The following is a 25032-nucleotide window of genomic DNA, read 5'->3' as shown; positions in this document are numbered from 1 at the left end:
AGAGGTATCGAAGCGGTTGTTTCAACGCATACTTGAATAAGCCCTCGACTGCGTAAGGTTAACTACCTTCTTTATATTGCTTCTCACTAATTTTACTTTTCCAATCATCTACACTCATGGGTTTATCTAAGTAATATCCCTGAAATGCTCCGCAACCACATGCCTTAGCTTGATCTAATTGACCCGTTGTCTCTATTCCCTCAGCTACGGTATTTATGTGTAACGCTTTTGCCATGTTGCAAATACTTGTAACCAATAATGTTTTTTGCTGCGAGCCTTCCATCGCTTCGACAAATACCCTGTCTACTTTCAGTTCGGTAATTGGCAAATCTTGAAGATAATTTAAATTTGAGTCACCAAGACCAAAATCGTCGATAGACAAACTAAACCCTTGTTCCGCTAATTCTCTAACGCGACGTTGAATAATGCTCACCCCTCTTATCAATGCACCTTCAGTGAGCTCTAGAGTTAAATTTTTGTGTGACACGCGCCACTTATTTACTATTGCGACGAACTTTCTCACAAAATCAGCTCGCGCTAAGTGCTTTGCACTGATATTAACAGACAACTTAGTGTTAATTTTCTTTGACTGGCATTCACTAAGTAACCCGCAGGCTTCGTTACACACCCACAGCCCGAGTTCAGCAATAAAATCATTCTCTTCGGCAATAGGAATGAATTCAGAAGGGCTTACTGTACCCATATGAGGATGCTTCCACCTTAACAACACCTCTGAGCTTATAAGGCTCTTCGTTGCATCGTATTGAGGTTGAAGCTCAATATATAACTCGTTGTTAGAAATAGCCCTGCTCAGAGAGTGTTTAATGTAATTGTACCGCTCGATATCACTTGCATTAACATGAAAATACTCGTGCTCCGACTTAAAAGTAGAAGTATTTTTTACCTCTCTTAAAGGTTTTCTCGACAATAGTTCTTTTATCTTTTTAAACGAAAAATGCTTTGTTGGAACCGTGCAACTTATGGTTTGCGTTTCAATATTTAAGAGGCTGTTGTGCAGGGTTATTGGCGCTAGCACGTGATCGTGGATAAGAATAGCGCAATCGTGTGCAGCATTTAGAGACTGTGCTTCTTCACCAAAATATTGATGAAGATGAATATAAAAAGCACCTCTCTCACATTTGAATATACTGGCTGAATTGCGCTTGTTAATCTCGAATATGCGAATGAAGCGACTGGCCAAAATTCTCAGAATATAGTCTATCGTTGGCTCCCCAAACGCATTTTCGTACTCTTTTATGTTACAGATAGCAACGCGCATAAACGTGGCAAATGGTTTAGATGACTTGTCGTCATGAGCTTTATCGCCAAGGTATCGCTCAAATTGGTGTAAGTTCGGAAGACCTGTCACCGTATCGATTAAAGCGAGTTGTTTGTAATGCTCAATTTCGTGGTTTTGATTAGTGATATCGCGCACTGAGGCGATAATTAATTGTTGATTATGTACAGAGCATTTCGACAAATAAACTTCACAGGCAATACGTTTACCATTTTTATGGCGAAGACATTCGTTTACCGAGCCATTTTCGCTACACCATGCTAAACCCGCTGGTATGTTTATGAAACAAGAAGGCGCATCGGTATTTTGCACCTTGGTTGATATTAATTTTATATCTTGGCCAATCAGCTCTTCGGGCTCAAAGCCTAATACAGAATAAACGCGTTCATTTGCAGTTAGAATAGTGCCATGTTCATCTATGCTTAACACCACGCTATCCACATTATTCAATAAACTGGTCAGATAATCTGTGTAGTTATGTTGTGAATCCGATAGACGCTGTATTTCCGTTTCATCCTGCACTGCGCCATAAAGCCGGGTTAATTTAATTCCGCTAGCATTTCCTCGCTGAACCTGTAAGAACACGGTTAGTTTTATACTTTTTCTGCGACCTTGCTTGTCGTGAAATTCAAAGTGCTTTACGAACTCTCTATCTTCTTTAAGCGCTTTAAAAACGCGCTGCTTTAAGTCTCTTCTATCACTCGAGGTAAGCATATCGAGCACTTCATTAAGGCCGACGCTTTTTACACGAGGTAAGCCTAATAAGGCTTTCATCACCTCAGTCAGAGAAAGTACGCCTGTGAATCTGTCAATCTCCCACGCGCCCACTTTAGAAATTGAACTCACCTCTTCTAACAAGGCAAGCTGTTCGGATAACTTGTCTGAATAGGGATGACGCGCCAGCTCATATTGGTAACTAAGCTCTACTTTTTGGCGCGTAATATCTATCAATGTATGTTGTAGAGGGCTCAATACACTGTGGCGTACAAAAGTGAGAACAACACCCATTACTTCATTTTGCATATCTCGCACGGTAGCAACTACTACATAGCTATCAGCATAATGTTCGAGTGAAGGGGGAAAGATAAAATCTTTGCAAGGTATTGGAGCGCTCAAAGGTGTAAGCGGGAGCATGAGCAATACATGTGAAGGAAAAACAACACTCTCGGCTTCTAATGATAGGTGGTTTACGTCGCAAGATAATACCGTTGCTCTTCCATTGCTAGGGTTTACCGAGGCAAGTAATATACACAGAGCCTCTGTTTTCGTTCGACTTTCATTGAGCAACACAGAAATGTTTTGCTGTGTTGTGCGCATGGTTGACAACATGCGTTCACTGCGTAAATCCATCTAAGCAAACCTTTTGATATCTCTTCGAATTCAGCACAAACGATAGCAGCACGACAATAAAAGGATGAAAAGTTGTGTCGTGGTTTTAAGCGCTTTACAAGTTTTGCTGTTTCAGTTGTCTACGAGCTGTTTTATATTTTTTAAAAGCAGGACCTGCGAAGATTGGGTACCTAAACGCGTACCTTCAGTCGAAGAAAATTATCGCCAAGCCTGAGTGTTTAACATAGCCAAGAATTGTACAAATTTCCAGCAAAAAACCATTGAAACGTTTCGAACCCGTGGAAAGTTCTTATTATTACGAATTAACTATTTGAAATCCGGGATAGTACTTGCGAGCTCTTTTATCTGAACAGGATCTAACACTACTGAGCTTAGCGCGCTAGAAACAGTTTGCGTGGGAAGTGGTGTATTTTTGCTAAAAAATTCACGGTCACGCAGCTTGAATTTACGCGTTATTGTCGGATACAAGTAATTTTCTGTCAGCCAAAGGACTGCCGCTACTTCTGGACCCGCCGCCATAAGCCCCGCAGCAAAAAAGCCTACGCCAATAGCGACCCTCGCGACTGCAGATTCCGATTGCTTTTCACCAAACAACGATGACAACTGCTTCGAATAGGCACGAGCCTCAGCAGTTAAACACTCTTCTGTACCTTGCCCAGAAAAATAGTCATCTTGAGCTTGACGGTATGCTCTCAACTGTTTGCCGACATCGCTAAACGGAGATACTAGTTCCGCCCATTTTGGCCCGCTATTCATTGATATATTTTGCGGTACACGCAATCCGGGTATTGAAACGTGCTGCATTTGTAACTCTTGATCTACTTTGGATAAATCAGCAAACGCTGAGCTAAACCGTGTTTCGACCAAAATTTGCTGTTTCGACAAAGACGTCTGGCTGCCCAAGCAAACACCGAAATTGTAGTGATACGCCTCACAGGCCAGGTGCATCATAGCTAGACGCCCTTGATGGTTATCAGCTAAGCACTCAGTGACCGCAGACTCCCAACGGGTTCGGGTAGCCTCTTTGTCGTATCGATTTGATTGTTCATACAAATCAAACACTCGTCGCCACTGGTCATGACTGACACTGCCAATTGATAAGTCTTCTGGTGTGCGTTCAGCCAACCGCATGATCATTTGATCAAAGCCATGACTGATGTGTTTTTCTGGCCAAGGTATAAAATTATCCGTTTCTTCTAACAGTGGCTGCCACTTACGTAATTCTCGCTTCAAACTTGGCCATTCGGCAGAATTTTTCAAAACGTTGAAACTGGCAACACCTTGATCCGCCATTTTCTCTGGTAAGGAGACTAAATCGGCGTTCCGCGATAAGATCCTTACAAAACCTTGCTCGATTAGTGACGTGAGCGGAGAACAACTGGGGTTTAGAATAGCTTGCCTTGCCGCACTATTATTAAGTAAATACCCATCATTGATAAGTATCTTCTCTCCTAATATAGCCTTCCTCACTAGCAATTGATTAAAGTAGTTTATATCAGCGTCGAATTGCCAAGGAAAACGCTCTACAACATCGTCCAGTGTACCTACATACGTTAGCGAGGGTCGCATCTTATCTCCATATTAAAAATCTGTTGTTAAGCACTTACGAATATACCACAGCGTATGGGTCTTAACGATGTACTCTCGTAGACACGTTCTACAAGGCTATAATGAAGTCAATTTCTGAGGTGGCTAAGTGTGTGGCGATGCCTGATGCTTATTACCTACAAAGCCCTGGACGAAAAAGTACACTACTGTTTGAGGAAGGTTGCGAGTCTGCGCTTCAGCGCCACTCTCAATTTATCTGTATGATTGAATTATAAAATACTAATTAACACATCGAAGTACTAATCGAGGTTTTGGGTCAGTAAAATGCAATAGTACATTCTTACTGACCCGATATTAGAGCGCTTTCACGTGTTGAAAAACAAGCTTGGGCTAGTCCTTCTTATAGTCGTCATGGCATGATTTACAACTTGCACCAATTTTACCGATTGCACCTCTGTACGCGCTTTCATCACCCGCTTTAACAGCTGCTTGAAGCCCTTGCGCTGCCGTTTTAAGTGCCATCACTTTCTTTTCTACATCTGAGAAATTTTCCCAAATTTCATCTTTTGCGCCAGTTTCAACGTCAAACTTACGGGTATCAACTGATAAATAATCGCCCATCATGTCAGCAAGTTGTTCTAGACGTACGGCATTGGTTTCCATAACGCTTTCGTCAAAAGGTAAAGCACCTTTTGCCATGCCACCTAAAGGTCCCATGTTACTGCGTACTAACTGAAAAACGGCCTGGCGATATTGTGTTGCAGCTCCCGCGTGTTTTTCTGACGTTGCTTCTGTCACGTCAGCAGCTAATACCGAGCCTGATAAGATTGCGCCTGCCGTGGCAGCGCTCAGTAGCAATTTACTTGAAAATTTCATGCCTGTTCCCTTGTTAGGTAAATATTATTCATTGGTCTCAAACGGGCTTTTAAGCCTTGTGATCTGCAAGCTAAAAGTCCCGATACTTGGGTTATCGTGACGAATAGTCGGATGATGCGCAAGATTTTTAGCGGTAAAAGTAAGTAAAGAAAAGACTAACTCCCCCTTTCCTTCTTAAAGTGAGCACTTTCTATTACAAATACCAATCTGCATGGATAATTGGCCACTCATAAGAGCGCGTTTAAGTGCCTTTCAAAAATAAAAAAGCCCTCAACTGAGGGCTTTCAAATGAAGTATGTACTACTAAGCAATTAGTTCGTTAAATCGTCAAAGAACTTTTTAACGCCGTCAAAGAAGCCTTGCGCTTTCGGGCTATGCTTACTTGACGCTTTACCCATCGACTCTTCAAGCTCTTGAAGTAGTTCTTTTTGGCGAGATGATAAGTTTACTGGTGTTTCGACCACAACCTTACACATTAAGTCGCCCATGGCACCGCTTCGCACTGATTTAACACCTTTACCACGTAGACGGAACATTCGGCCAGTCTGCGTTTCAGGGCTGATTTTCAGTTTTACTTTCCCATCTAGCGTTGGCACTTCTAGCTCGCCGCCAAGGGCTGCCGTAGTGAAGCTCAACGGTACTTCACAGTACAAATTGTTGCCATCGCGCTTAAAGATATCGTGCTCACGTACGTGGACCTGAACGTATAAATCACCTGGAGGTGCACCGTTCTCTCCAGCTTCACCTTCGCCTGATAGACGAATACGATCACCGGTATCTACGCCAGCTGGAATTTTAACGTTAAGGGTCTTAGTCTTTTCTTTACGACCGTGGCCATGACAGCTGTTACAAGGATCTTCAATGATCTTGCCTTTGCCCGAACACGTAGGGCAAGTCTGCTGAACAGCAAAGAAACCTTGGCGCATTTGAACTTGGCCATTGCCGTGACAGGTTGGACAGGTCTTGGGTGAAGAGCCTTTCTTCGCACCAGAACCATCACAGACTTCACACTCGACCAAAGTTGGTACGCGAATATCTACGCTCTTGCCACGAACCGCTTCTTCAAGCGTTAGCTCTAAGTTGTAGCGGAGGTCTGAACCTTGACGTGCGCGAGATTGACGACCTCCTCGGCCACCGCCGAAGATATCACCAAATACATCACCAAAAATATCGCCGAAATCGGCACCACCACCGAAGCCACCGCCACCACGGTTAGGATCTACTCCCGCGTGGCCATATTGGTCGTATGCTGCACGTTTCTGCGAATCTGACAGAATTTCGTAGGCTTCCTGGATTTCTTTAAATTTATCTTCCAGGCCTTTATCGCCTTGCGTACGGTCAGGGTGATATTTCATCGCCAGCTTCTTATACGCCTTTTTAATTTCGCGTTCGCCTGCGCTTTTATCTACCCCGAGTACTTCGTAGTAGTCTCGTTTCGACATATCGTTTACATATCCTACTTTTTGTCGATAAGCATTTTATGCTCATCGAATCTACATCTGACTGTTGTGAAAATAACCTGAACACACATTCAATAAAGCCAAGTCATTTACACAACAAAGGCGCAACAAGAAATTCCTGCTGCGCCTGAACTGCTTACACGGCCCGCTAACATGCTATGTAACGGGCCTGACACAACAGTTTACTTCTTGTCGTCGTCTTTCACTTCTTCGAATTCAGCGTCAACAACGTCATCGTCTGCTTTACCAGAAGAAGCTTGCTGCTCTGCACCTTCTGCGCCACCGGCTGCAGCTTGCTGAGCTTGCGCCGCTTCCATCAGCTTGCTAGATGCTTGGATAAGCTCTTGCGTTTTCGCTTCGATGTCCGCTTTGTCTTCGCCTTTAACTGCAGTTTCAAGTGCTGAAAGTGCTTCTTCGATTGGCGCTTTGTCTTCTGCACTTAGTGCATCGCCAACTTCTTCAAGCTGTTTACGTGTGGCGTGAACCATACCGTCAGCTTGGTTACGCGCTTGAATCAGCTCTTCAAACTTCTTATCAGACTCTTTATTCGCTTCCGCGTCAGCTACCATTTTTTCTACTTCTTCATCGCTTAGGCCTGAAGAGGCTTTGATAGTGATCTTCTGCTCTTTACCTGTGTCTTTGTCTTTCGCAGACACGTGTAGGATACCGTCAGCATCAAGGTCGAATGTTACTTCGATTTGCGGTACACCGCGTGCTGCTGGACGAATACCTTCTAGGTTGAACTGACCAAGAGACTTGTTGCCACTTGATTGCTTACGCTCACCCTGTAGTACGTGTACTGTTACCGCAGACTGGTTGTCTTCAGCAGTTGAGAACGTTTGCGACTTCTTCGTTGGAATTGTCGTGTTCTTCTCGATAAGCACAGTCATCACGCCACCCATAGTCTCGATACCTAGAGACAGAGGTGTAACGTCTAGAAGTAGTACGTCTTTAACGTCACCTGACAGTACGCCACCTTGAATTGCTGCGCCTACTGCAACTGCTTCGTCAGGGTTTACGTCTTTACGTGGCTCTTTGCCAAAGAATTCAGTCACGTACTTCTGTACTAGCGGCATACGAGTTTGACCACCAACTAGGATGATGTCGTTAATGTCGCCTACAGAAAGATCTGAATCAGCTAGTGCCTTCTTAAGCGGCTCAAGTGAATTCTTAACTAGGTCTTCAACCAAAGACTCAAGTTTTGCACGAGTAAGCTTAATAGCTAAGTGCTTAGGACCTGTTGCATCAGCAGTGATGTATGGCAGGTTAACTTCAGTCTGTTGAGAAGAAGAAAGCTCAATTTTTGCTTTTTCACCCGCTTCTTTAAGACGCTGCATAGCAAGCGGATCTTTACGAAGGTCGATGCCTTGGTCTTTCTTAAACTCTTCAACTAGGTAGTTGATAACACGGTTATCGAAGTCTTCACCACCAAGGTGAGTATCACCATTAGTTGCTAGTACTTCAAACGTGTGTTCGCCGTCTACTTCATCGATTTCGATGATAGAGATATCGAACGTACCGCCACCTAAGTCGTATACTGCAACAACGTTGTCGCCTTGCTTTTTGTCCATGCCGTAGGCAAGAGCAGCAGCAGTTGGCTCGTTGATAATACGCTTAACTTCAAGACCAGCGATGCGACCCGCGTCTTTAGTTGCTTGACGCTGAGAATCGTTGAAGTAAGCAGGAACAGTGATAACTGCGCCAGTAACTTCTTCACCAAGATAATCTTCAGCTGTCTTTTTCATTTTCTTAAGTACTTCAGCAGAAATCTGCGGAGGCGCCATTTTCTCGCCTTTCGCTTCTACCCACGCATCACCATTATCAGCACCTACAATTTTGAAAGGCATGATGTCGATGTCACGCTGTACTTCTTTATCTTGAAAGCGACGACCAATTAGACGCTTAATTGCGAATAATGTGTTAGTCGGGTTAGTTACCGCCTGACGCTTTGCAGACTGACCAACTAATGTTTCCCCATCGTTTGTGTAAGCGATGATTGAAGGGGTTGTACGATCGCCTTCCGCGTTTTCAATTACGCGAGGTTTGTCGCCGTCTAGAACTGCGACACATGAATTCGTTGTACCTAAATCGATACCAATGATTCTACCCATTTCGTGTCTCCGAAAAAGTTTCTTAATTCTGTACTTTTAGTGGGGTTATTCCCCAGCCTTTTCAATAGATGTCAGTAAAAAAACTGACATTTTTGTGTGTTTATCGCAAAAAGCGTGACTTACGCTTGCGTGTCCACACCACCACTTGGCGCACGCGATACCATAACCATGGCAGGGCGTAACAAGCGGCCGTTAATTTGATAACCTTTCTGCATAACCGCCATCACCGTATTTGGCTCGTGGTCTGCACTTTCTTGCATAGACATTGCCTGATGCAAGTCAGGGTTGAAGGCTTCGCCCTGCGGATCAATAAGGCTTAATCCAAATTTCTCAATAGTGCTTAAGAAAGTTTTGTGGGTCATTTCCACACCTTCTAAAAGCGGCTTAACCGCTTCATTGTCGCCATCGGTCATTTCGATAGCACGCTCTAGGTTATCGATAACCGGAAGCAACTCGCCAGCAAAGCGTTCAAGGGCAAATTTACGCGCCTTTTCTACTTCACCTTCAGCACGACGACGTGCGTTGTCAGCATCTGCACGCGCGCGAAGCACGCCATCTTGCTGCTCTTTGATTGTGGCTTGCGCCTCAGAAAGTGCAGTTTCTAGCTCGTAAATGCGTTGTGCATTTTCATCAAGCTCTACGCCTTCTGCTTGTGACGCTTCTACTTGCGCTTCTTCAGCATTTTGTACAGTTTGATCAACTGTATTTTCTTGTTCTGCCTGCACGTCGCGATTATCGCTCATGCCTACCTCCAAACGTTTTTCTTAATTAGGCATTGCCCAATAACGTTAAAATTATTGGGAATAAGTCTGTTGCGCTTAGTTATGGGGCTAGATTTAAGGTGATCAAGGGTATCCACATTATTTTTGTGGGTGATTTTAAAAAAATATAAAAAAAGCCAAACTTCAATACTAAGTTTGGCTTCCTAACGCTTTAATGAGTTTCTTTAATTTAGTTACCTAGTGGTACCAACTTGCCAAAATGTTGGCGTTTGTATTGAACCACTATCTAGGATAACACACTGAGGGTCACCTCTTTTGCAACCATTCCCTTTTATCCTGCTTCCCGTTTGCCCATGGTGCTTTCTGAGTTCACTTAGCATCAACCCGTGAACATCGCCCATATTGATACTAATTCCAGTCACCGTAATAGTTTCAATGCTGCTATCGAGACCAGCTGTAGACTTAGGGTTCTCATTATCCTGCGCTATAACTTTCTCTCCACTTAATTGTTGAAGTAGCTCTACCGAATTGGCGTATTTACCTGACGCTGGAAATGCTAATAGAGACTTCGCTTTCACCATATCCTTTTCCACAAACTCTCCATTGATATAAAGAACGGCTAATACATAGTTAGCGAGGTAGCTCATTCCTTCTTCAACTTCGGCTTCCAAAAATTCAACCGCAGTCGCTTTTTCTTCGTCGGTAGATTCATTATCAGAAAAGACGAGAACAGCATATTCCTCTGCCGTTCTATTAACGCCTTCATCTGCAGCAAATTTCATCAATCGCTTGGCTTCAGCCATATTCTTTTGTGTACCAATTCCCTGTGCAGCCATCCCCGCTGCTTGTCGGTAAGCTGGCAGGAAGCCCTGTTTGGCAGACTTATCAAAATAATAATAGGCATTTTCTAAATCTGTCTTTACCCCAGATTCAGGGTTCATAAAGATATGGCCGAGGGAGAAGCTGGTTTGTTCATGACCTCTGGACGCCAAAGCTCGAAGTGTATTCAGCTTAGCAAGTGAACAATCTTCGTCTGCGCATTCAGGTTGATTCGGAATAGCCCAAACAGATGCAGATATTATAGTTGAAATTAGTAGTGAGATTCGCAGAATACGTGTGCTTGCTGAGTTTTGTTTCATTAAATTCCCTTTTTATTATTTCGGTCATGGCTAAGACCGACTTATGTGTAAATCCAACTGCTCAAAAAGACGTCGCCTTGTATAAAAACCTATCACTTATCGTTCAAATTGCAAATAATTAACTCCGAAATATTGCTTGTGTACCAACAGAAGATACCTCGCATGTGAAAACTATGTTAATGTAAATCAACAATAAAACGCGCTTTCAATTGCGCTAATAAATGCGTTCAACTACACGGAATATCTATGCTAAGTATCTGGACGGTTGGCACTATTGTTGGTTGTTATCTCCTCGCGCTTTTCGCTTTAGCATTTTGGGGCGATAAGCGTTTACGTGACAACCGGCAACACCCAATATTGTACAGCCTTGGATTGGGCGTGCATTGTACATCTTGGGCATTTTTCGGCACTACCTCTCAAGCAGCACAATATGGCTGGGCAGTTATCCCTACTTATTTAGGGATTATGCTGACTATGGCATTTGCGTTTCCTGTGGTGCTTCATATAAGCAGACTGTGTCAACAACACAACATCAGCTCTTTAGCAGACCTCATCTCACTTAAATACCAGCACTCCCACTTGATTGCCGCGCTTATCACTTTACTGTGTTTTTTCGGTGTAGTGCCCTACATCGCCCTGCAGTTAGACGCCATTACGAAATCAATAAATTTGTTGACTGACGACGCGCATACAAGCACGCCATGGTTAAGTATCTACGTAGCTATCTTGCTCGCATTATTTGCCATTATCTTCGGTACCCGTACACTCAACTTGACCGACAAACACCCCGGTCTGCTACTTACTATAGCGTTTGAATCGGTTATAAAGCTTGTTGCCCTGTGCGCTGTAGGTGTTTTCGTTTGCTTCTATCTGTTTGATGGTGTGTTGGATTTGGTGTCTAACGCCGCTTCAAATGGCAGTGCTCGAGAAGTCATTTATGCTGATAGCGCACCCTGGGTTTATGTATCACATGTTGTTTTGGGCGTTTGCTCTATGTTCGTTTTGCCACGACAGTTTCATATGAACTTCGTTGAGCAGAACGGTGAGGGGGAGCTTAGAACAGCAAGGTGGCTATTTCCCCTCTATTTATTTGGCATGACCCTTTTTATTATTCCTATTGCACTTGCAGGAAAAATGCTGCTGCCAGTGGATACGAGCTCTGATGCGTATGTGCTTGCCCTACCTTTATATGCTGAAAATATCGCGCTGTCGTCATTTGCTTTCATAGGAGGTCTTTCTGCAACCACCAGCATGGTGATTGTTGCAACCTTGGCGCTGGGAATAATGATCTCGAACAATGTTGTTACGCCACTTTGGCTAAAAGCGAGACTAAAGACATCGCCCAATCGTTCAATGCAGCCAAACAAAATACTGTCTATACGTCGTATTACCGTTGTAGTCGTACTTAGTATTGCGCTCTGGTATCACTTGAATATAAGTCAGGCTGCACCTCTGGTTAAAAGCGGGGTGATTGCTATAGCATTATTAGCACAGTGCATGCCTGCACTTATGTTTGGTCTTTACTGGACGAAAAGCAACAAAGCTGCTGCTATTTGCGCCTTATTGGTAGGGTTTACATGTTGGGCAGCATTCCTCCTCTACCCAAGCTTACTGTCGAGTTATTATTTCAACCCAGCACCCACTGACCAAGCGCTTGGTTTGGGCTTTGCCTTTTCCTTATTGGCTAATTGCCTAACATTCGTTACGGTTGCATTGATTACATCAAGACGTGGCACGAAGCCAAATAATACGCTCCTAACAGATCACGACACACCTCGTTTACTGGTAAAAGTGAGGGACTTAATTGCACTCACCGAACGTGTGCTCGAGAGTGCCACGCACTCTCAACTGGTTAAGCAGCTATCAGTTGACGTCAATCGCGCCGCTAGCAGTGGTTATGCCAGTCAGGCGCTTATCGACAGGGTAAATAAGTTGCTTGCCGCACAAGTAGGAGCACCTAGTGCTCGTATATTACTGTGTGCCATCGCCGATACAGGCAGCGATAGCTTTCCAGAACTGGTTGACTGGGTAGAAGAAGCTTCTCAGTCATTTCAGTTTAACCACGAGGTACTTCAATCGTCAGTGCAAAACATTGAGCAAGGCATAAGTGTGCTTGATGACAAACTGCAGCTACTGGCGTGGAACGAACGTTACGTGGAATTATTTGCCTACCCTAAAGGATTTCTAAAAGCGGGCATGCCCATTACCGATATACTTAGCTACAACGCAAACCGAGGGTTGTTTAGCCCCTCATCTATCGAAAAGCGCGTTAGCTACATGCTGGAAGGCACCCGTCATAAACATATTCGCAAACAGCCTGACGGAAAAGTGATAGAACTTAACGGCGCGCCGCTGCCTGGTGGCGGCTACGTGACTACCTATAGCGATATAACTGAATACATAGCAATTCAAAAAGAATTAGAAAGTGCAAAAGAAGACTTGGAGGCAAGGGTTGCGCAGCGTACAGCAGAATTAGAAGAAGCCAAACAACACGCTGACAAAGCTAACGAGAGCAAAACCAAATTTCTGGCCGCGGCTGGGCACGATCTCATGCAACCTTTCAACGCCGCAACATTATTTGCCAGCATGCTCAGCAAAAAGACGCAAGGCAGTGAACTGGCCACACTATCTGAAGGCGTGGTGAATTCTTTGGACAATGCTCAGAGCTTACTTTCAATGCTACTTGATATGACGAAATTAGACGCTGGCGTGCTTACCCCTCAAAAGACTGAATTTCCAGTCAGTGATATGTTGTCTTCATTGGTGCAGGAATTTAGTGTCATTGCAAAGCAAAAAGGTATTGAGCTCAGGTATGTACCGACCAGAGTTATGGTGTACTCGGACAAAGTACTACTGCGACGGGTGCTTCAAAACTTGCTGTCCAACGCAGTCCGCTATACCGCAAAAGGCCGTATTTTGGTGGGCGTGAGACGCACAAGAGTCACAAATACCGAGCAGGTTATAAAGCTTTGTGTTTACGATACCGGACTAGGTATCGCCGACCACCAACAGCATGAAATATTTAGTGAGTTCCACCAGCTAGAGAGCAACAACAAAGGCGAAGGAATTGGATTAGGCCTGACTATTGTAGATAAGATATGTCGACTACTCGGTCATGAAGTCGGGCTGACTTCATCGCCAAATAAAGGAAGCTGCTTCAGTGTGGCTGTATCTAGAGCATTTCAAAGCGAAGCCTCGATACCCACCGCGCACGTAAGTAACACTAACCATGTTGACTCTCCTTTTAATAACTCGGTATTAACGAAGAACTCAGCAAGTGCGCCAAATAATTCAGTAAGCGTTCAAAAAAGCGCATTAGACAGCCGTTCTCGCCCTGTCTCCTCGCACTCCCATCAAATGCCCTCTTTAGACTCAGCGAATAAAAACAACAATGCATTTTTAAAAGACACCCGTTTTCTACTTGTAGAAAATGACGAGCAAGTGGCAAATGCAATGTGTACCTTACTGAGAGATTGGGGAGGGTGTACAACATTGATAGCGGGCGGAGCAGAAGTGTCGAGTATTTCACAAGAACACTTTGATGTGCTCGTCGCCGATTATCACCTAAATTATGGCGAAACCGGTTTTGACGTTGCAGCGATTCTTTCTGAAAATAACGTGCGTTTTGCCTTAAAGATTTTAGTCACTGCCAACAGAAGTAACGACATAAGAGAGGAAGCGGCGGAGCAACAATTTAGCTACCTGCCAAAACCCTTAAAGCCTGCGGCACTTAAGCGACTGCTAAAGCAATCGCTTGTTTAATAGAGAACTCGAGATCGCATTTGTAGTACGGCAGTAGGTATTTCGCCTTCTTTTGGTAGCTGGTTTGCATCAAGATACTTTTTACTTTTGCGGTAACGCGATGTGAAGTTTCCCGTAACGATAATCAAGTGTTACAACGAAGTCTTTCAACAAATCATAGCCTATTAAGCCAACTACCCGCTTTCCACCTATCCGGCTACCCGTTCTTTCATACTGACTTTCTAAGTTTGTCTTTTGCCCCTCAGCAGGAAAGCTAACCTTAACGTCACTAATCTCGAATGGACCAAACTTCACGACATCTGACGTAGCGAACTCATTGACCCCAGAACTATTGGCACCAAATGACGTGCTTGCGCCTTCCACTTTTTCTAGCAACCCAACCTTGGACGCCGCTCGACGGTTAATCAAAATTGTACCGGCGTTACCAGTATCGACTAATAGCCACAACGCAACACCGTTAATTTCTACTTGCGCGATAGGCATTCCACTACCCTGTTGAGAGTTGGCTCGAACATTTGCCACCTTCCCCATATCTATCGAATCACGCGTCACCAAACGAATTTTTCTGTGGGGATAGTCCAATTGAACGATGAAGTTATTGAAAAAACCTGCCCCCAGTAACATACCATTAGAGTGATGACCTAAGCTGGATTCGACAAGGGAATCCAACTCGAAATCACTATTGAATATTTCAACGTTTACATTGTTGTAAGCGTTACGCCTTTCAACGTCGTACACCCCTTTAACGGTCACGGGGCGCCCTTTATCAAGGTCTAAATCATGCTTCCCGATAAACGCGCGATTGATACTGTTTATTTGTGCTCCTGAATCCAGCATGACCCGAGATTCGATGCCTTCTATGGTAACAGGCAAAAAAACGTGACCGTTGTCCAGGGTGAAATCTGTCCATGCTGTAACGGCACTAAACGCATTGAAAGAACTAAAGAGAAGGGAAAGTAAAATAAATCGCGTCATAAATATCCTTTTACGCCAGTAAACTAATCCTTTGAAATCTTACGCTAGCACATGAGCTGATTGAGATCGAATTAGCACGATGAACCGAACGCGCAAAAATCCCTAATCTAGTGGAAAGCATCTAATACATGTTAGTGCTTAAACTATATCAATATGATCATAGTCTTGAAGACGTCTATCGCTTTCCGTTTAGCTTAAATGCATTGCATTTTTGAACGCGATACCGGCCTTGGTTCTGTTAATAACACCAAGCTTTCTCAATACTGCAGATACATGCTGTTTAACGGTGGACTCAGAAATGGCCAGTTCGTAAGCAATCTGCTTGTTAAGCAAGCCGTCTGATACCATTCGCAACACTTTAAGTTGGTGAGGGGTAAGTTGCTTTAATCGGTTTGTGAAATCATCTTGGCCAGAGTGGCCATTCGCATTCGATGCAGTGGCATTTGGCATCGTCGCTGATGCATTGTGAACTGAAGGCGGGATCCAAGTTTCACCGTCTAACACCGTATTTACCGCGTCAATAATGCAATCGACCGAAGCTGATTTGGGTATAAAACCGCTTGCGCCTAACGCAAACGATTTTGCCATAACATCAGGCTCTTCTTGTGCGGTAATAACAACAACAAGTACATCAGGATAGAGCGCATGTACCTCAGCAAGGCCATTTAACCCTTCATTGCCTGGCATAGTGAGATCTAAGAAAAGCAGATCGATGTCGTCATTTTCTTCAAGACTAGTGAGCGTATCGGGGAACGTGGAGGTTTCTACAAGTTCGATATGCTCCACACTAGCTAACGCATGGCACATCGCAGCCCTGAACAGAGGGTGATCGTCAGCAATCAAGATTTTCACAGACATAATGCTATCAACTTGTAACTACCTTGTTAATCAACATACTACCACGCCGGTAAAAAAAGGTTAATCTTATTGGCGTATCTGTTATTGGTGCATCTGTTATTGAGTAAGGCTCCGCACCACGCCCTTCACTGCTCGACATATCCGCCGGCCAACACAATCGAAAGAGGTCGAGCAAACGTGAGCACGCCTAAGCGCAATGGCCTAGGCGTGAAACGTGTTGCTGGTCTTCTTCAGAACATACCGTTTAGAATCGATAACCTACCGTAAGGTGAACTGTACGTGGGTCACCGTAATAACCGATAAGTGTCGTATCGCCACCAAGGCCCGGACCGAAGTTACCTTCATCGTCTTGCGTGACAAAGTCATAACCACCAACCAGATACTCTTCATCGGTCAGGTTTTTGACGTGTAGTCCAGCATACCAGTCGCCTTCAACGCTTTCCCAGCGCGCGCTTAAGTTCACCATACCATAGGCATCTTGCTGAATAAGATCGCTGGTTTCAAAGATAAGATAATCATCGCGATAGTAGTAGTTGGCGTTGAAAGTAATATCCCCAAAACTCGTTTCTAGTAGGTAGTTGGCATTAAGATTAAAGGTATTCTCTGGCGTACTTGCTAGACCAATCAACGGAGGGATTGCATTGTTTTTCTTAATCTCAAAGTCAATATAACCGTAAGCAACGTCAAACTGAAGGTTATCCGTGGCTACCCACGTCATCTCCAACTCGGCGCCTTTTGCAGCCGTTTCTGCAGCATTGCGCAGTCGCTGGTCAAGGGCTGTTGGATCAGACAAATCCCCTTCTACACCAATATACTGACGATCTTTGTGGTCGTAAGAGAACAATGTGATATTCATACGAAGTGCGTCGGTTAAGTCACTCTTCACACCCACTTCGAAGCTGTCAACGACTTCTGGTTCAACACCAGGCTCGTTAGTCTGAGCACGAGGGTTAAACGTGCCCGATTTGAAGCCTTGTGAATAACTCGCGAAGAACATGGTATCGCGGTCCATTTGATACTCCACGCCCACTCGCGGGGTAAAGCGCGACCAACTCTCTACCGCTGGCGCATCTAACACTTCATCGCCATCGGTGTCTGTCCCAAGTACTTGAGGTACTAATTGTCCGTCGGGACGCACGTACCCATCAATCCAGTCGGTATAAGGATAAACATTGGCGAATACCAGACCGTTATTTACAAACGCGGTCTTTTCTTCATCGGTATATCGGGCACCAAGCGAAAGCGATAGCTTATCGGTTACGTCATAGTTCATCTGCGCATAGGCAGCCCAGCTTTCTGAGTTATTACAACCCGTCACTTCCCGCGTTAACCCTGAGGCACCAAGCGATTGACCTAACACACCTAAAATGGCATCAAAATTACCGCAACTCTCACCATCGTAAAAATAGAGCCCTGACACTAAGCTAAACGCGTTCCCGGTATAATTCGCTTGAATCTCGTGAGTATCATTACTGTCGTCATACTCTGCCGGTACATCAAAAATAGGCAGAGGCGTATTGTCAAAATCAATGTTGGTAGGTGAATAGCTCTCTCTATGCGAACCAATATATTTAAGCTCTAAATCATCATTCACTCTGTATCGTGCCAGCCAGTTATAGCCTTCTAACTCGACTTTATTCCATGTAGGTAAGCTGGTGTACGAATCGAAAACCGAATCAGGCACGGGCGCATCAGTTAACATACTTGGGATTAAACGGTAGCCGCCTTTCGCATTTGATGTGTCTTCGGTCTTATCCCATCCAATACGGAAAAACAAATCTTCACTCGGGTGAACTTCTAGCGTTACACGGGCTGCCCAAAGATCTTTGTTATAGTTCTCTTTATCTTGATTGGGCAACGCGCTTACCAGATATTCACCGAAGCCGTCGCGGTTTAAGTTGGCATAACCCACGCCTAGATACACCGTGTCTTCAATCAACGGTATTTGACCTGTCACTTTGATATCCTGCTGACTGTAACTACCTACCGTAGCTTCAACGTTCATCTGCGTATCGCCGGTCATTTCCTTCGTAACGTATTTAACCGCGCCACCAATGGTATTCTTTCCGTAAAGCGTCCCCTGCGGGCCACGTAATACCTCAATACGCTGTACGTCTAACAAATCAAGTACGGCCCCTTGTGGGCGAGCAATATAAACATCATCAACATAAATACCCACGCCTGGTTCATAGCCCCAAAGCGGGTCTTGCTGACCCAATCCGCGAATAAATGCCGTCAGGGTGGAATTGGTACCGCGACTAGTTTGTAGCGTAGTGTTGGGCGAAAACTGCTGCACTTCAGTCAGCACGCTAATCCCTTTTTCTCCAAGTTCAACAGCACCAATAGACGTGATAGCTACCGGCGTTTCCTGTAGCGACTCTACAGTTTTTCGCGCTGTCACCTCAATGCGTTCTAATTTTCCTTTTTGCGCTTCGGCATCGGCATCAGCTTGACTATCCTGAGCAAATACTGGCGCTGTGCTTAAAACGCTAGCCACCGCTAGGGCACAAAGGCTGCGAATGGGGAGCTTAACTGAATCGCTTTTGCGTTCTACTGTGCTAACAGAGGCTGAATGTGATTGGTAGGGTAAAACCAAGCCATTTGTGTGTATTGATTGAGACATAGTGAGTCCTTGTTGTTCTAAGTTCTGGTCACTGCCGGATGTATTGCCTACGGTCAAAATCACTTTAGTTAATTAATTGTTAATAGTATGTAGTACCATCGTACTATGGGATTTTGATAAAAGTAACGTCAAACTTTATGTCTGTTATGAACGCTTTTTATCTGATTTGTATACACTTTGTGGTTTTGAGTGTAAGCAAATCTTAAATCGACTTAACTGTTTCGGATCATCTGCGGTCACAGATTTTTTAAGGAATAATAACTATGTTAAGTATGATTGGCTTAGTAGGCGGTCTGTTGTTGCTTATTGTTTTGACAATACGCGGAATGAACCTCTTTATTGCTGCACCTTTGTGTGCGCTTGTAGTTGCCATTACCAATAATATCGGCGTCTTCACCGGCGACGTAAACTTCGTTCAAACCTATATGAGTGGTTTCTCTGGCTTTATCGCCTCTTGGTTTTTCATGTTTTTACTTGGTGCGTTATTCGGTAAATTCATGGAAGACACAGGAGCAGCAGATGCTGTTTCTCGCTGGATTATCACCAAAATTGGTTACAAGCGTGCCGTATTAGCTGTTGTGCTAGCTTGCGCTATTTTGACCTACGGTGGTGTAAGCGTGTTTGTGGTAGCGTTTTCTGTTTACCCTATGGCGGTGAGTTTGTTTAAAGATGCCAACCTACCCCGTCGCTTCATACCTGCTGCCATGGCATTCGGGTCGGTAACATTTACGATGACCTCCGCGGGCTCGCCAGAAATCCAAAACTGGATCCCTATAAAGTATTTGGGTACCTCCCCTTTTGCCGCGTGGGAAGTTAGCCTTGTCGTCGCCATATTCATGGCATGCTTCGGTTACTGGTGGCTTGCTAAGATGATCAGAAAAGCCGTTAATAACGGCGAGGTGTTTGAAGCCAGAGCAAGCGACCCTGAAGTGCGAGACAGAGCGCTACCCCACCCGCTTACCGGAATTGTGCCGTTAGTCGTGGTGTTAGTCATTTCGTTTCTATTCCATGAAGAACTCGCTCAACTTGCGCTTATTCTGGCGTTAGGCGGCGGCGTACTGTGTTTGCTGGCGATTAACTACAAACATTTTCACAGTTTACCGGTTGCCATAAATGCGGGTACCACCGGCGCATTGATCGCCATAGGTAACACCGCCGCTGTTGTAGGTTTTGGCTCTATAGCAAAAAACACCGAAGCGTTTCAAACAACAGTAGCGCTTATGACCCAAATTCCTGGTAACGAGCTTATTGGTGCCGCCATTGCCGTAAGCGTGATTGCAGGGTTAACAGGAAGTGCATCTGGCGGACAAGCCATTGCCTTACCCTTGGTGGCTCCGCATTACCTTGACCAAGGCGTAGAGCCAGAACAGCTACATAGAATTGTGTCTATATCATCAGGCGCACTAGATTCGTTACCTCACAATGGCTATGTGGTTACTACCATACGCGCCATTTGTAACGAAACCCATCAGGCTGCCTACTGGGCGGTTGGTGCGCTAACTGTTGTGGTGCCAGTTATTGGCCTTGCCATGGCCATTGGCCTGTTTAGCATTATGTAGCATTAGTCAAAGCCAACGATATGGCCTAAGGCCGCACGATATATAAGTCACTCTAGCGAAACACTGCCATCTAAAAATGCGGCCAGAGAAAGGGATAAGAAAGTATGAATTGGAAAAAGACGCTTGCTTCCACGCTAGTGTGGAATAAGAGCAAAGGCATCAATAAGCTATTGAAACAGCTCAGCTCACAACGAGTGCAGAAACACTTAGCATTAGCAAATTTGGTTGAGGTGTATTTAGTTAAAAAGCAGCGCTCCTTGGTGGGATTATTTGCCACACTAATGTTGACGGTACATTGCCAGGGCATTGCTGGCGAATCCGACGATACATCGCCATTGCTCAGTTCTTCAAAAGCACCTACTTCTGAGCCCGTTTCTTCCTTGCCAAGCGCTTCGCTGATGGTAGAAAAACGCGTTTTTGAAATGCCTCATTTCACAACCTTTGGTGGTAAACAAATTAAAAACGTAAAAGTTGGCTGGGAGGCGTACGGAACACTAAATGATGCTAAGAGTAACGTTATACTGATTACCCACTATTTTTCTGGATCTTCTCATGCCGCTGGAAAGTACGATGAAAACGATCCAGCGCCAGGCTACTGGGATAGTATTATCGGCCCCGGCAAGGCGATTGATACAGACCGCTTTTATGTAATAAGCGTTGATACGCTGGCCAATCTAAATGCTTACGACCCGCACGTTATTACAACCGGTCCTACGTCAATAAATCCAGATACAGGCAAACCCTATGGCTTAGACTTTCCCGTCGTGACAATACGTGACTTTGTCAATGTTCAAAAAGCGCTTCTCGAAAGTTTAGGTATTAGTAAACTGTATGCGGTTATTGGGCCTTCTATGGGCTCTATGCAGGCTATCGATTGGGCGAGCGCTTACCCAGACTGGGTTGAACGTATGATTTCAGTTATCGGCGCAGGTCAAAGCGATGCATGGACTACCGCGGCATTGGAACACTGGGCAACGCCAATCACTCTAGATAAAAACTGGAACAACGGCGCTTATTCCAAAGAGCAAGCACCTCTTAATGGCTTAGCTGCCTCGCTCATGTTAATTACGCAAAATGCCCTTACCCCTTCTTTTTTCAACCAAACCGGCAACACGTTAGGGTATAAAAATGTTGAGTCGGCGCCGCTTAATGACATACGTCAATCACACAGTATTGTGAACTGGCTGCGTGAGCGAGCAAAGACCCGGGCAAAATCCATGGACGCAAACCACCTTTTATACTTGGTTCGAGCTTGCCAGCTTTTCGTTGCTGGGCATCAAGGTAATCTTGAGCAAGGGCTGGCGTCGATAAAGGCGAAAACGCTGTTTATTCCAGCCCAAACTGATTTGCTTCTTATGCCCTACTTATCGCAAAGTGCACACCAAGGTTTAACTTCAATGAATAACGACAGCACATTGGTTACGCTAAATGGCAAATTAGGTCATTTGGAAGGCGTGACGAATGTATCCGCTCAGGCTCAGGCTATTAGCCAATTTTTAGAAAATGATAAGGCAGCAATGCAATGATGAAATCTACCCCCTTTTTACGCCACGCGCTTTGTCTGTCTGTATTAAGCGCACTTGCCGTTAGTGTACCGGTATTCGGTAACGAGTCATCTGCGCAAGACGCGCTCCCTTCACTCACCATTGATTTAAAGAACGTTACCGTATCTGGCTTATCGTCAGGCGGTTACATGGCAACACAATTTCAATTAGCACACAGCGACTGGGTAAAAGGCGTTGGCGTTATTGCGGGTGGCCCGTACTTCTGTGCACAAGGTGATATAACCACTGCCCTGGCACAGTGCGTGAACAAGGTAGAGGGAGAAATTAACCTTGAAGCGCTGAATGAAAAAGCCAAACAGTATGAAACTGAAGGAAAAATTGCGTCGCTTTCCAATATGAAAGACGCAAAAGTCTGGCTTTTCCACGGTACGCAAGACACCAGAGTGATTGCACCAGTGAGCGATTTATTATTTGAGCAATACAAATTGTGGACAGACACACAAAATATTGCCTATATCAATGACAAACCGATGGCTCACCTTTTTCCCACCAAAAACAATGGGGTTAACTGCATGAAATCAGAGAGCCCCTTCATTGGAAACTGCGATTACGATGCAGCAGGTGCCATGCTCTCTCATCTTGTTGAAGATGTTTCGACACCCGACGAGTCACTGTCAGGGCAAATTCATTCAATTGATCAGCAAAAAATAGCGGGTGGCGATGCCAAAACATTAGCAAGCGAAGGTTTTGTGTATGTGCCTGAAAGCTGTGCACAAGGCGAGCCGTGCAGAGCCCATATTAGTTTCCACGGCTGTAACCAGTATGCCGATGCCGTTGGCGATGCCTACACTACCCAAACGGGGTTGAATGAATGGGCTGATGACAACAATATTGTTGTGCTTTATCCGCAAACTAAGAAGTCGTTATTCATGCCGTTAAATCCACAAGGCTGTTGGGATTGGTGGGGCTATGCCTCTGGCAATTACGCCAACAGGAACGGCGCACAAATAAACGCAGTAAAACAGCTGCTGTTTTCATTAAATAGTGCACCTTCACTAAATAAATCCAACGGAAGTAACAATGACTAAGCGCACAATATTTATCACGGGTGGAGCAAGCGGCATTGGCTTTGGCATTGCTGAGTCAATGGTGAAACAAGGGCACCATGTGATCATCGCCGACATAAACGAACAGGCAGCAAAAGAGGCTGTGACTCGACTTGCGCATTTAGACGGATCGGCCAGCGCAGTAGCGGTAGACGTATGCAATGCAGAACAAGTCGCAGCGCTACCTGAGGTACTAGGGAAACATACCGTTGATGTGCTTATAAACAATGCCGGTATTCAGCACGTTTCACGCATCGAGGACTTCCCTGCAGATAAGTGGCAGCAGCTTATAAATATTATGCTTGTTGGCCCTGCTCTTTTAACCCAAGCGTTTTTACCTGCCATGCGTAAGCAAAATTACGGGCGCATTATCAATGTAGGATCTATTCACTCGTTGGTAGCCTCGCCCTATAAGTCTGCTTATGTAGCGGCGAAGCATGGGCTGTTAGGGTTTGCCAAAACTATCGCTCTTGAAACAGGAGATTGCGATGTAACTATCAATACCCTTTGCCCCGCCTATGTGAAAACACCATTGGTGGAGAAACAAATTACAGCACAGGCAAAAGAAAATAACCTTACCGAGGAAGAGGTAATAACAAAAATAATGTTAGAACCCATGCCTAAAAAGCAATTTGTTAGCGTTGAAGAACTTGCAGATACCGCAAGCTTCTTAATGTCGCCCAGTGCTCGCAATATCACAGGGCAAACCATGGTGCTTGATGGGGGCTGGACGGCTCGATAACCCTCAAGCTTTTTAACGCTTAGCTTTTAAAGAATATTTCTTTTCACATAAAAAAGACTGCAATGAGCAGTCTTTTTTTCGTTTAATGTTTTCGCAAAAGCGTTATTCCCAAAGAGATACGTAGATGGCAACCATTTCTTCAATGGTAGGGATGCGTGGATTATTACCGGGTGAGCCTGATGCCAAAGCTTGTTCTGCCATAGTTGAAGTCGCTGCAAAAAATGCCTCTTTATCAATACCGAAATCGGCAGGCGTAGGCACCTGCAAATCTGCATTGAGCGCTTTTAGTTCGTTGATAAGCTTTTGATTCGCCACCTCATCAGAGTCACTTTGCGTAGCAACACCCATGGCGCGAGCACATTGTGCATAACGCACTGATGCACTTGGAATAGAAAAGGCGGTTACCGCGGGCAACAACATGGCATTCGACAATCCGTGAGGCACGTGGAACGCTGCACCGATAGGCCGGCTCATTCCATGAACAAGGGCCACTGAAGCATTTGAAAAGGCAATGCCCGCGAGCATTGAGCCCAGCATCATTGATTCTCTCGCCGTTTCATTTGTTGGGTCTGCAAATACAGTGCGTAGATTAGGCGCAATTAACGCCATGGCTGATAACGCCTGTGCATCACTGTAAAAATTGGCTTTGCGGCTAACAAACGCTTCAATAGCGTGAGTAAGCGCATCAATGCCTGTATCGGCTGTCACGCGGGCAGGCAAACTTTGCGTTAATGAATAATCGACCAAGGCTGCCGTTGGCATAAACCCTAAACCAACACACAACATTTTTTCTGTGGTATCTTCGTCGGTGATAATGGTAAATCGCGTTGCTTCTGAGCCCGTTCCCGCTGTTGTGGGAATAGCAATGATCGGCAGTCCCGCTTCATCTAAAACCCGCGGGAATTTGTAGTCTCGCATTTCGCCGCCGTACTTACCCAAAATAGCGATGGCTTTTGCGCTATCGATGGGGCTTCCACCACCTAAAGCAATGATGCTGTCATAAGCGTGGGTTTTGAACGCATCCACACCGCGATAAATAGACCTCACCGTGGGCTCTGGCACCGTATCTGAAAATACATCGGCTCTTATTCCTGCCTCTTCCAGCACCTGTACTATGGCAGCACTATATCCCAACTCAACCATTACCTTATCGGTAACCAGTAAAGGTTTATGGCAGTTGAGTCCTTTTAGCGTTTCAGCAACCCGCTGACTCGCCCCTTTCCCTATGTGCATCACTCTTGGCAGAATAATTTGATGAGACATGTTTCCCTCGCTGCGAATTCTTTTCATCAGCATACCTAGTACAACGCCCAAAGCAATGACAATGTAAAAATAATGTTACCGCCCCACTACCTCTCCAGCTTTCCTCCAAATACATACAAATGCGTGGTTGTTTCCA

Annotated in this window: 17 protein-coding genes; 6 read left to right on the top strand and 11 right to left on the bottom strand. The window is 44.9% G+C overall.

Going from position 1 to position 25032, the window contains the following annotated elements:
* Positions 1-58: 58 nt before the first annotated feature.
* Entirely contained in the window at positions 59-2647 is a 2589-nt protein-coding gene (locus QVA83_RS10900) for a bifunctional diguanylate cyclase/phosphodiesterase (protein ID WP_156078163.1), read from the bottom strand.
* A gap of 306 nt (positions 2648-2953) precedes the next feature.
* Positions 2954-4216, bottom strand: coding sequence for a hypothetical protein (locus QVA83_RS10895; RefSeq protein WP_075176283.1), 1263 nt, complete (start codon positions 4214-4216; stop codon positions 2954-2956).
* A 101-nt stretch (positions 4217-4317) separates the two neighbouring features.
* Here QVA83_RS10895 and QVA83_RS10890 point away from each other — a divergent pair, with 101 nt between their 5' ends.
* On the top strand, positions 4318-4470 hold the full coding sequence (locus QVA83_RS10890) for a hypothetical protein (protein WP_155279855.1): 153 nt from the start codon (positions 4318-4320) through the stop codon (positions 4468-4470).
* Between the two features lie 115 nt (positions 4471-4585).
* Here QVA83_RS10890 and QVA83_RS10885 read toward each other — a convergent pair whose 3' ends face one another.
* From QVA83_RS10885 to QVA83_RS10865, 5 genes are all read right to left on the bottom strand, one after another.
* Complete coding sequence (locus tag QVA83_RS10885) at positions 4586-5071, bottom strand: c-type cytochrome (protein ID WP_014948974.1); 486 nt, start codon at positions 5069-5071, stop codon at positions 4586-4588.
* A gap of 311 nt (positions 5072-5382) precedes the next feature.
* Positions 5383-6513, bottom strand: coding sequence for a molecular chaperone DnaJ (dnaJ, locus tag QVA83_RS10880; RefSeq protein ID WP_014948973.1), 1131 nt, complete (start codon positions 6511-6513; stop codon positions 5383-5385).
* 200 nt (positions 6514-6713) lie between these two features.
* Complete coding sequence (gene dnaK / locus QVA83_RS10875) at positions 6714-8642, bottom strand: molecular chaperone DnaK (RefSeq protein ID WP_014948972.1); 1929 nt, start codon at positions 8640-8642, stop codon at positions 6714-6716.
* Between the two features lie 119 nt (positions 8643-8761).
* Complete coding sequence (grpE, locus tag QVA83_RS10870; RefSeq protein WP_061485368.1) at positions 8762-9385, bottom strand: nucleotide exchange factor GrpE; 624 nt, start codon at positions 9383-9385, stop codon at positions 8762-8764.
* A 212-nt stretch (positions 9386-9597) separates the two neighbouring features.
* On the bottom strand, positions 9598-10503 hold the full coding sequence (locus QVA83_RS10865; protein WP_156078162.1) for a tetratricopeptide repeat protein: 906 nt from the start codon (positions 10501-10503) through the stop codon (positions 9598-9600).
* A gap of 246 nt (positions 10504-10749) precedes the next feature.
* Here QVA83_RS10865 and QVA83_RS10860 point away from each other — a divergent pair, with 246 nt between their 5' ends.
* Positions 10750-14265: a hybrid sensor histidine kinase/response regulator gene (locus QVA83_RS10860; protein WP_287498461.1), complete on the top strand. Its 3516-nt coding sequence runs from the start codon at positions 10750-10752 to the stop codon at positions 14263-14265.
* An 81-nt stretch (positions 14266-14346) separates the two neighbouring features.
* On the opposite strand, the gene QVA83_RS10855 is transcribed toward QVA83_RS10860, so the two are convergent.
* The 3 genes from QVA83_RS10855 to QVA83_RS10845 all read right to left on the bottom strand — a co-directional run bounded on the left by QVA83_RS10855 (position 14347) and on the right by QVA83_RS10845 (position 18721).
* Positions 14347-15240 carry a retroviral-like aspartic protease family protein gene (locus tag QVA83_RS10855; RefSeq protein WP_278343961.1) on the bottom strand — a complete coding sequence of 298 codons (894 nt, stop codon included), beginning with the start codon at positions 15238-15240 and terminating at the stop codon, positions 14347-14349.
* Positions 15241-15429: 189 nt separating this feature from the next.
* Positions 15430-16098: a response regulator transcription factor gene (locus QVA83_RS10850; protein WP_014948967.1), complete on the bottom strand. Its 669-nt coding sequence runs from the start codon at positions 16096-16098 to the stop codon at positions 15430-15432.
* Between the two features lie 244 nt (positions 16099-16342).
* Positions 16343-18721 (bottom strand): TonB-dependent receptor, encoded by a 2379-nt coding sequence (locus QVA83_RS10845; protein ID WP_156078159.1) that lies wholly within the window; start codon positions 18719-18721, stop codon positions 16343-16345.
* A 263-nt stretch (positions 18722-18984) separates the two neighbouring features.
* Here QVA83_RS10845 and QVA83_RS10840 point away from each other — a divergent pair, with 263 nt between their 5' ends.
* The 4 genes from QVA83_RS10840 to QVA83_RS10825 all read left to right on the top strand — a co-directional run bounded on the left by QVA83_RS10840 (position 18985) and on the right by QVA83_RS10825 (position 23633).
* A complete protein-coding gene (locus QVA83_RS10840; RefSeq protein ID WP_014976110.1) occupies positions 18985-20280 on the top strand; it encodes a GntP family permease in 1296 nt (431 codons plus the stop codon).
* A gap of 104 nt (positions 20281-20384) precedes the next feature.
* Entirely contained in the window at positions 20385-21806 is a 1422-nt protein-coding gene (locus tag QVA83_RS10835) for an E22 family MetX-like putative esterase (protein WP_156078158.1), read from the top strand.
* Positions 21803-22873, top strand: coding sequence for an extracellular catalytic domain type 2 short-chain-length polyhydroxyalkanoate depolymerase (locus QVA83_RS10830; RefSeq protein WP_239260235.1), 1071 nt, complete (start codon positions 21803-21805; stop codon positions 22871-22873). Before QVA83_RS10835 ends, QVA83_RS10830 begins: the two co-directional genes overlap by 4 nt.
* The gene (locus QVA83_RS10825; protein WP_156078156.1) at positions 22866-23633 is read left to right on the top strand and encodes a 3-hydroxybutyrate dehydrogenase; all 768 of its coding nucleotides are present in this window, start codon (positions 22866-22868) and stop codon (positions 23631-23633) included. The genes QVA83_RS10830 and QVA83_RS10825 overlap by 8 nt, the downstream gene beginning before the upstream one ends.
* 102 nt (positions 23634-23735) lie before the next feature.
* Here QVA83_RS10825 and QVA83_RS10820 read toward each other — a convergent pair whose 3' ends face one another.
* Positions 23736-24923, bottom strand: a complete 1188-nt coding sequence (locus QVA83_RS10820) for an iron-containing alcohol dehydrogenase (protein WP_231513055.1) — start codon at positions 24921-24923, stop codon at positions 23736-23738.
* Between the last annotated feature and the right edge of the window lie 109 nt (positions 24924-25032).

It is taken from the genome of Alteromonas sp. AO-Serp (assembly GCF_017849675.1).
Lineage (GTDB): Bacteria > Pseudomonadota > Gammaproteobacteria > Enterobacterales > Alteromonadaceae > Alteromonas > Alteromonas macleodii.
This window is presented reverse-complemented; position numbering and strand designations above follow the sequence as displayed.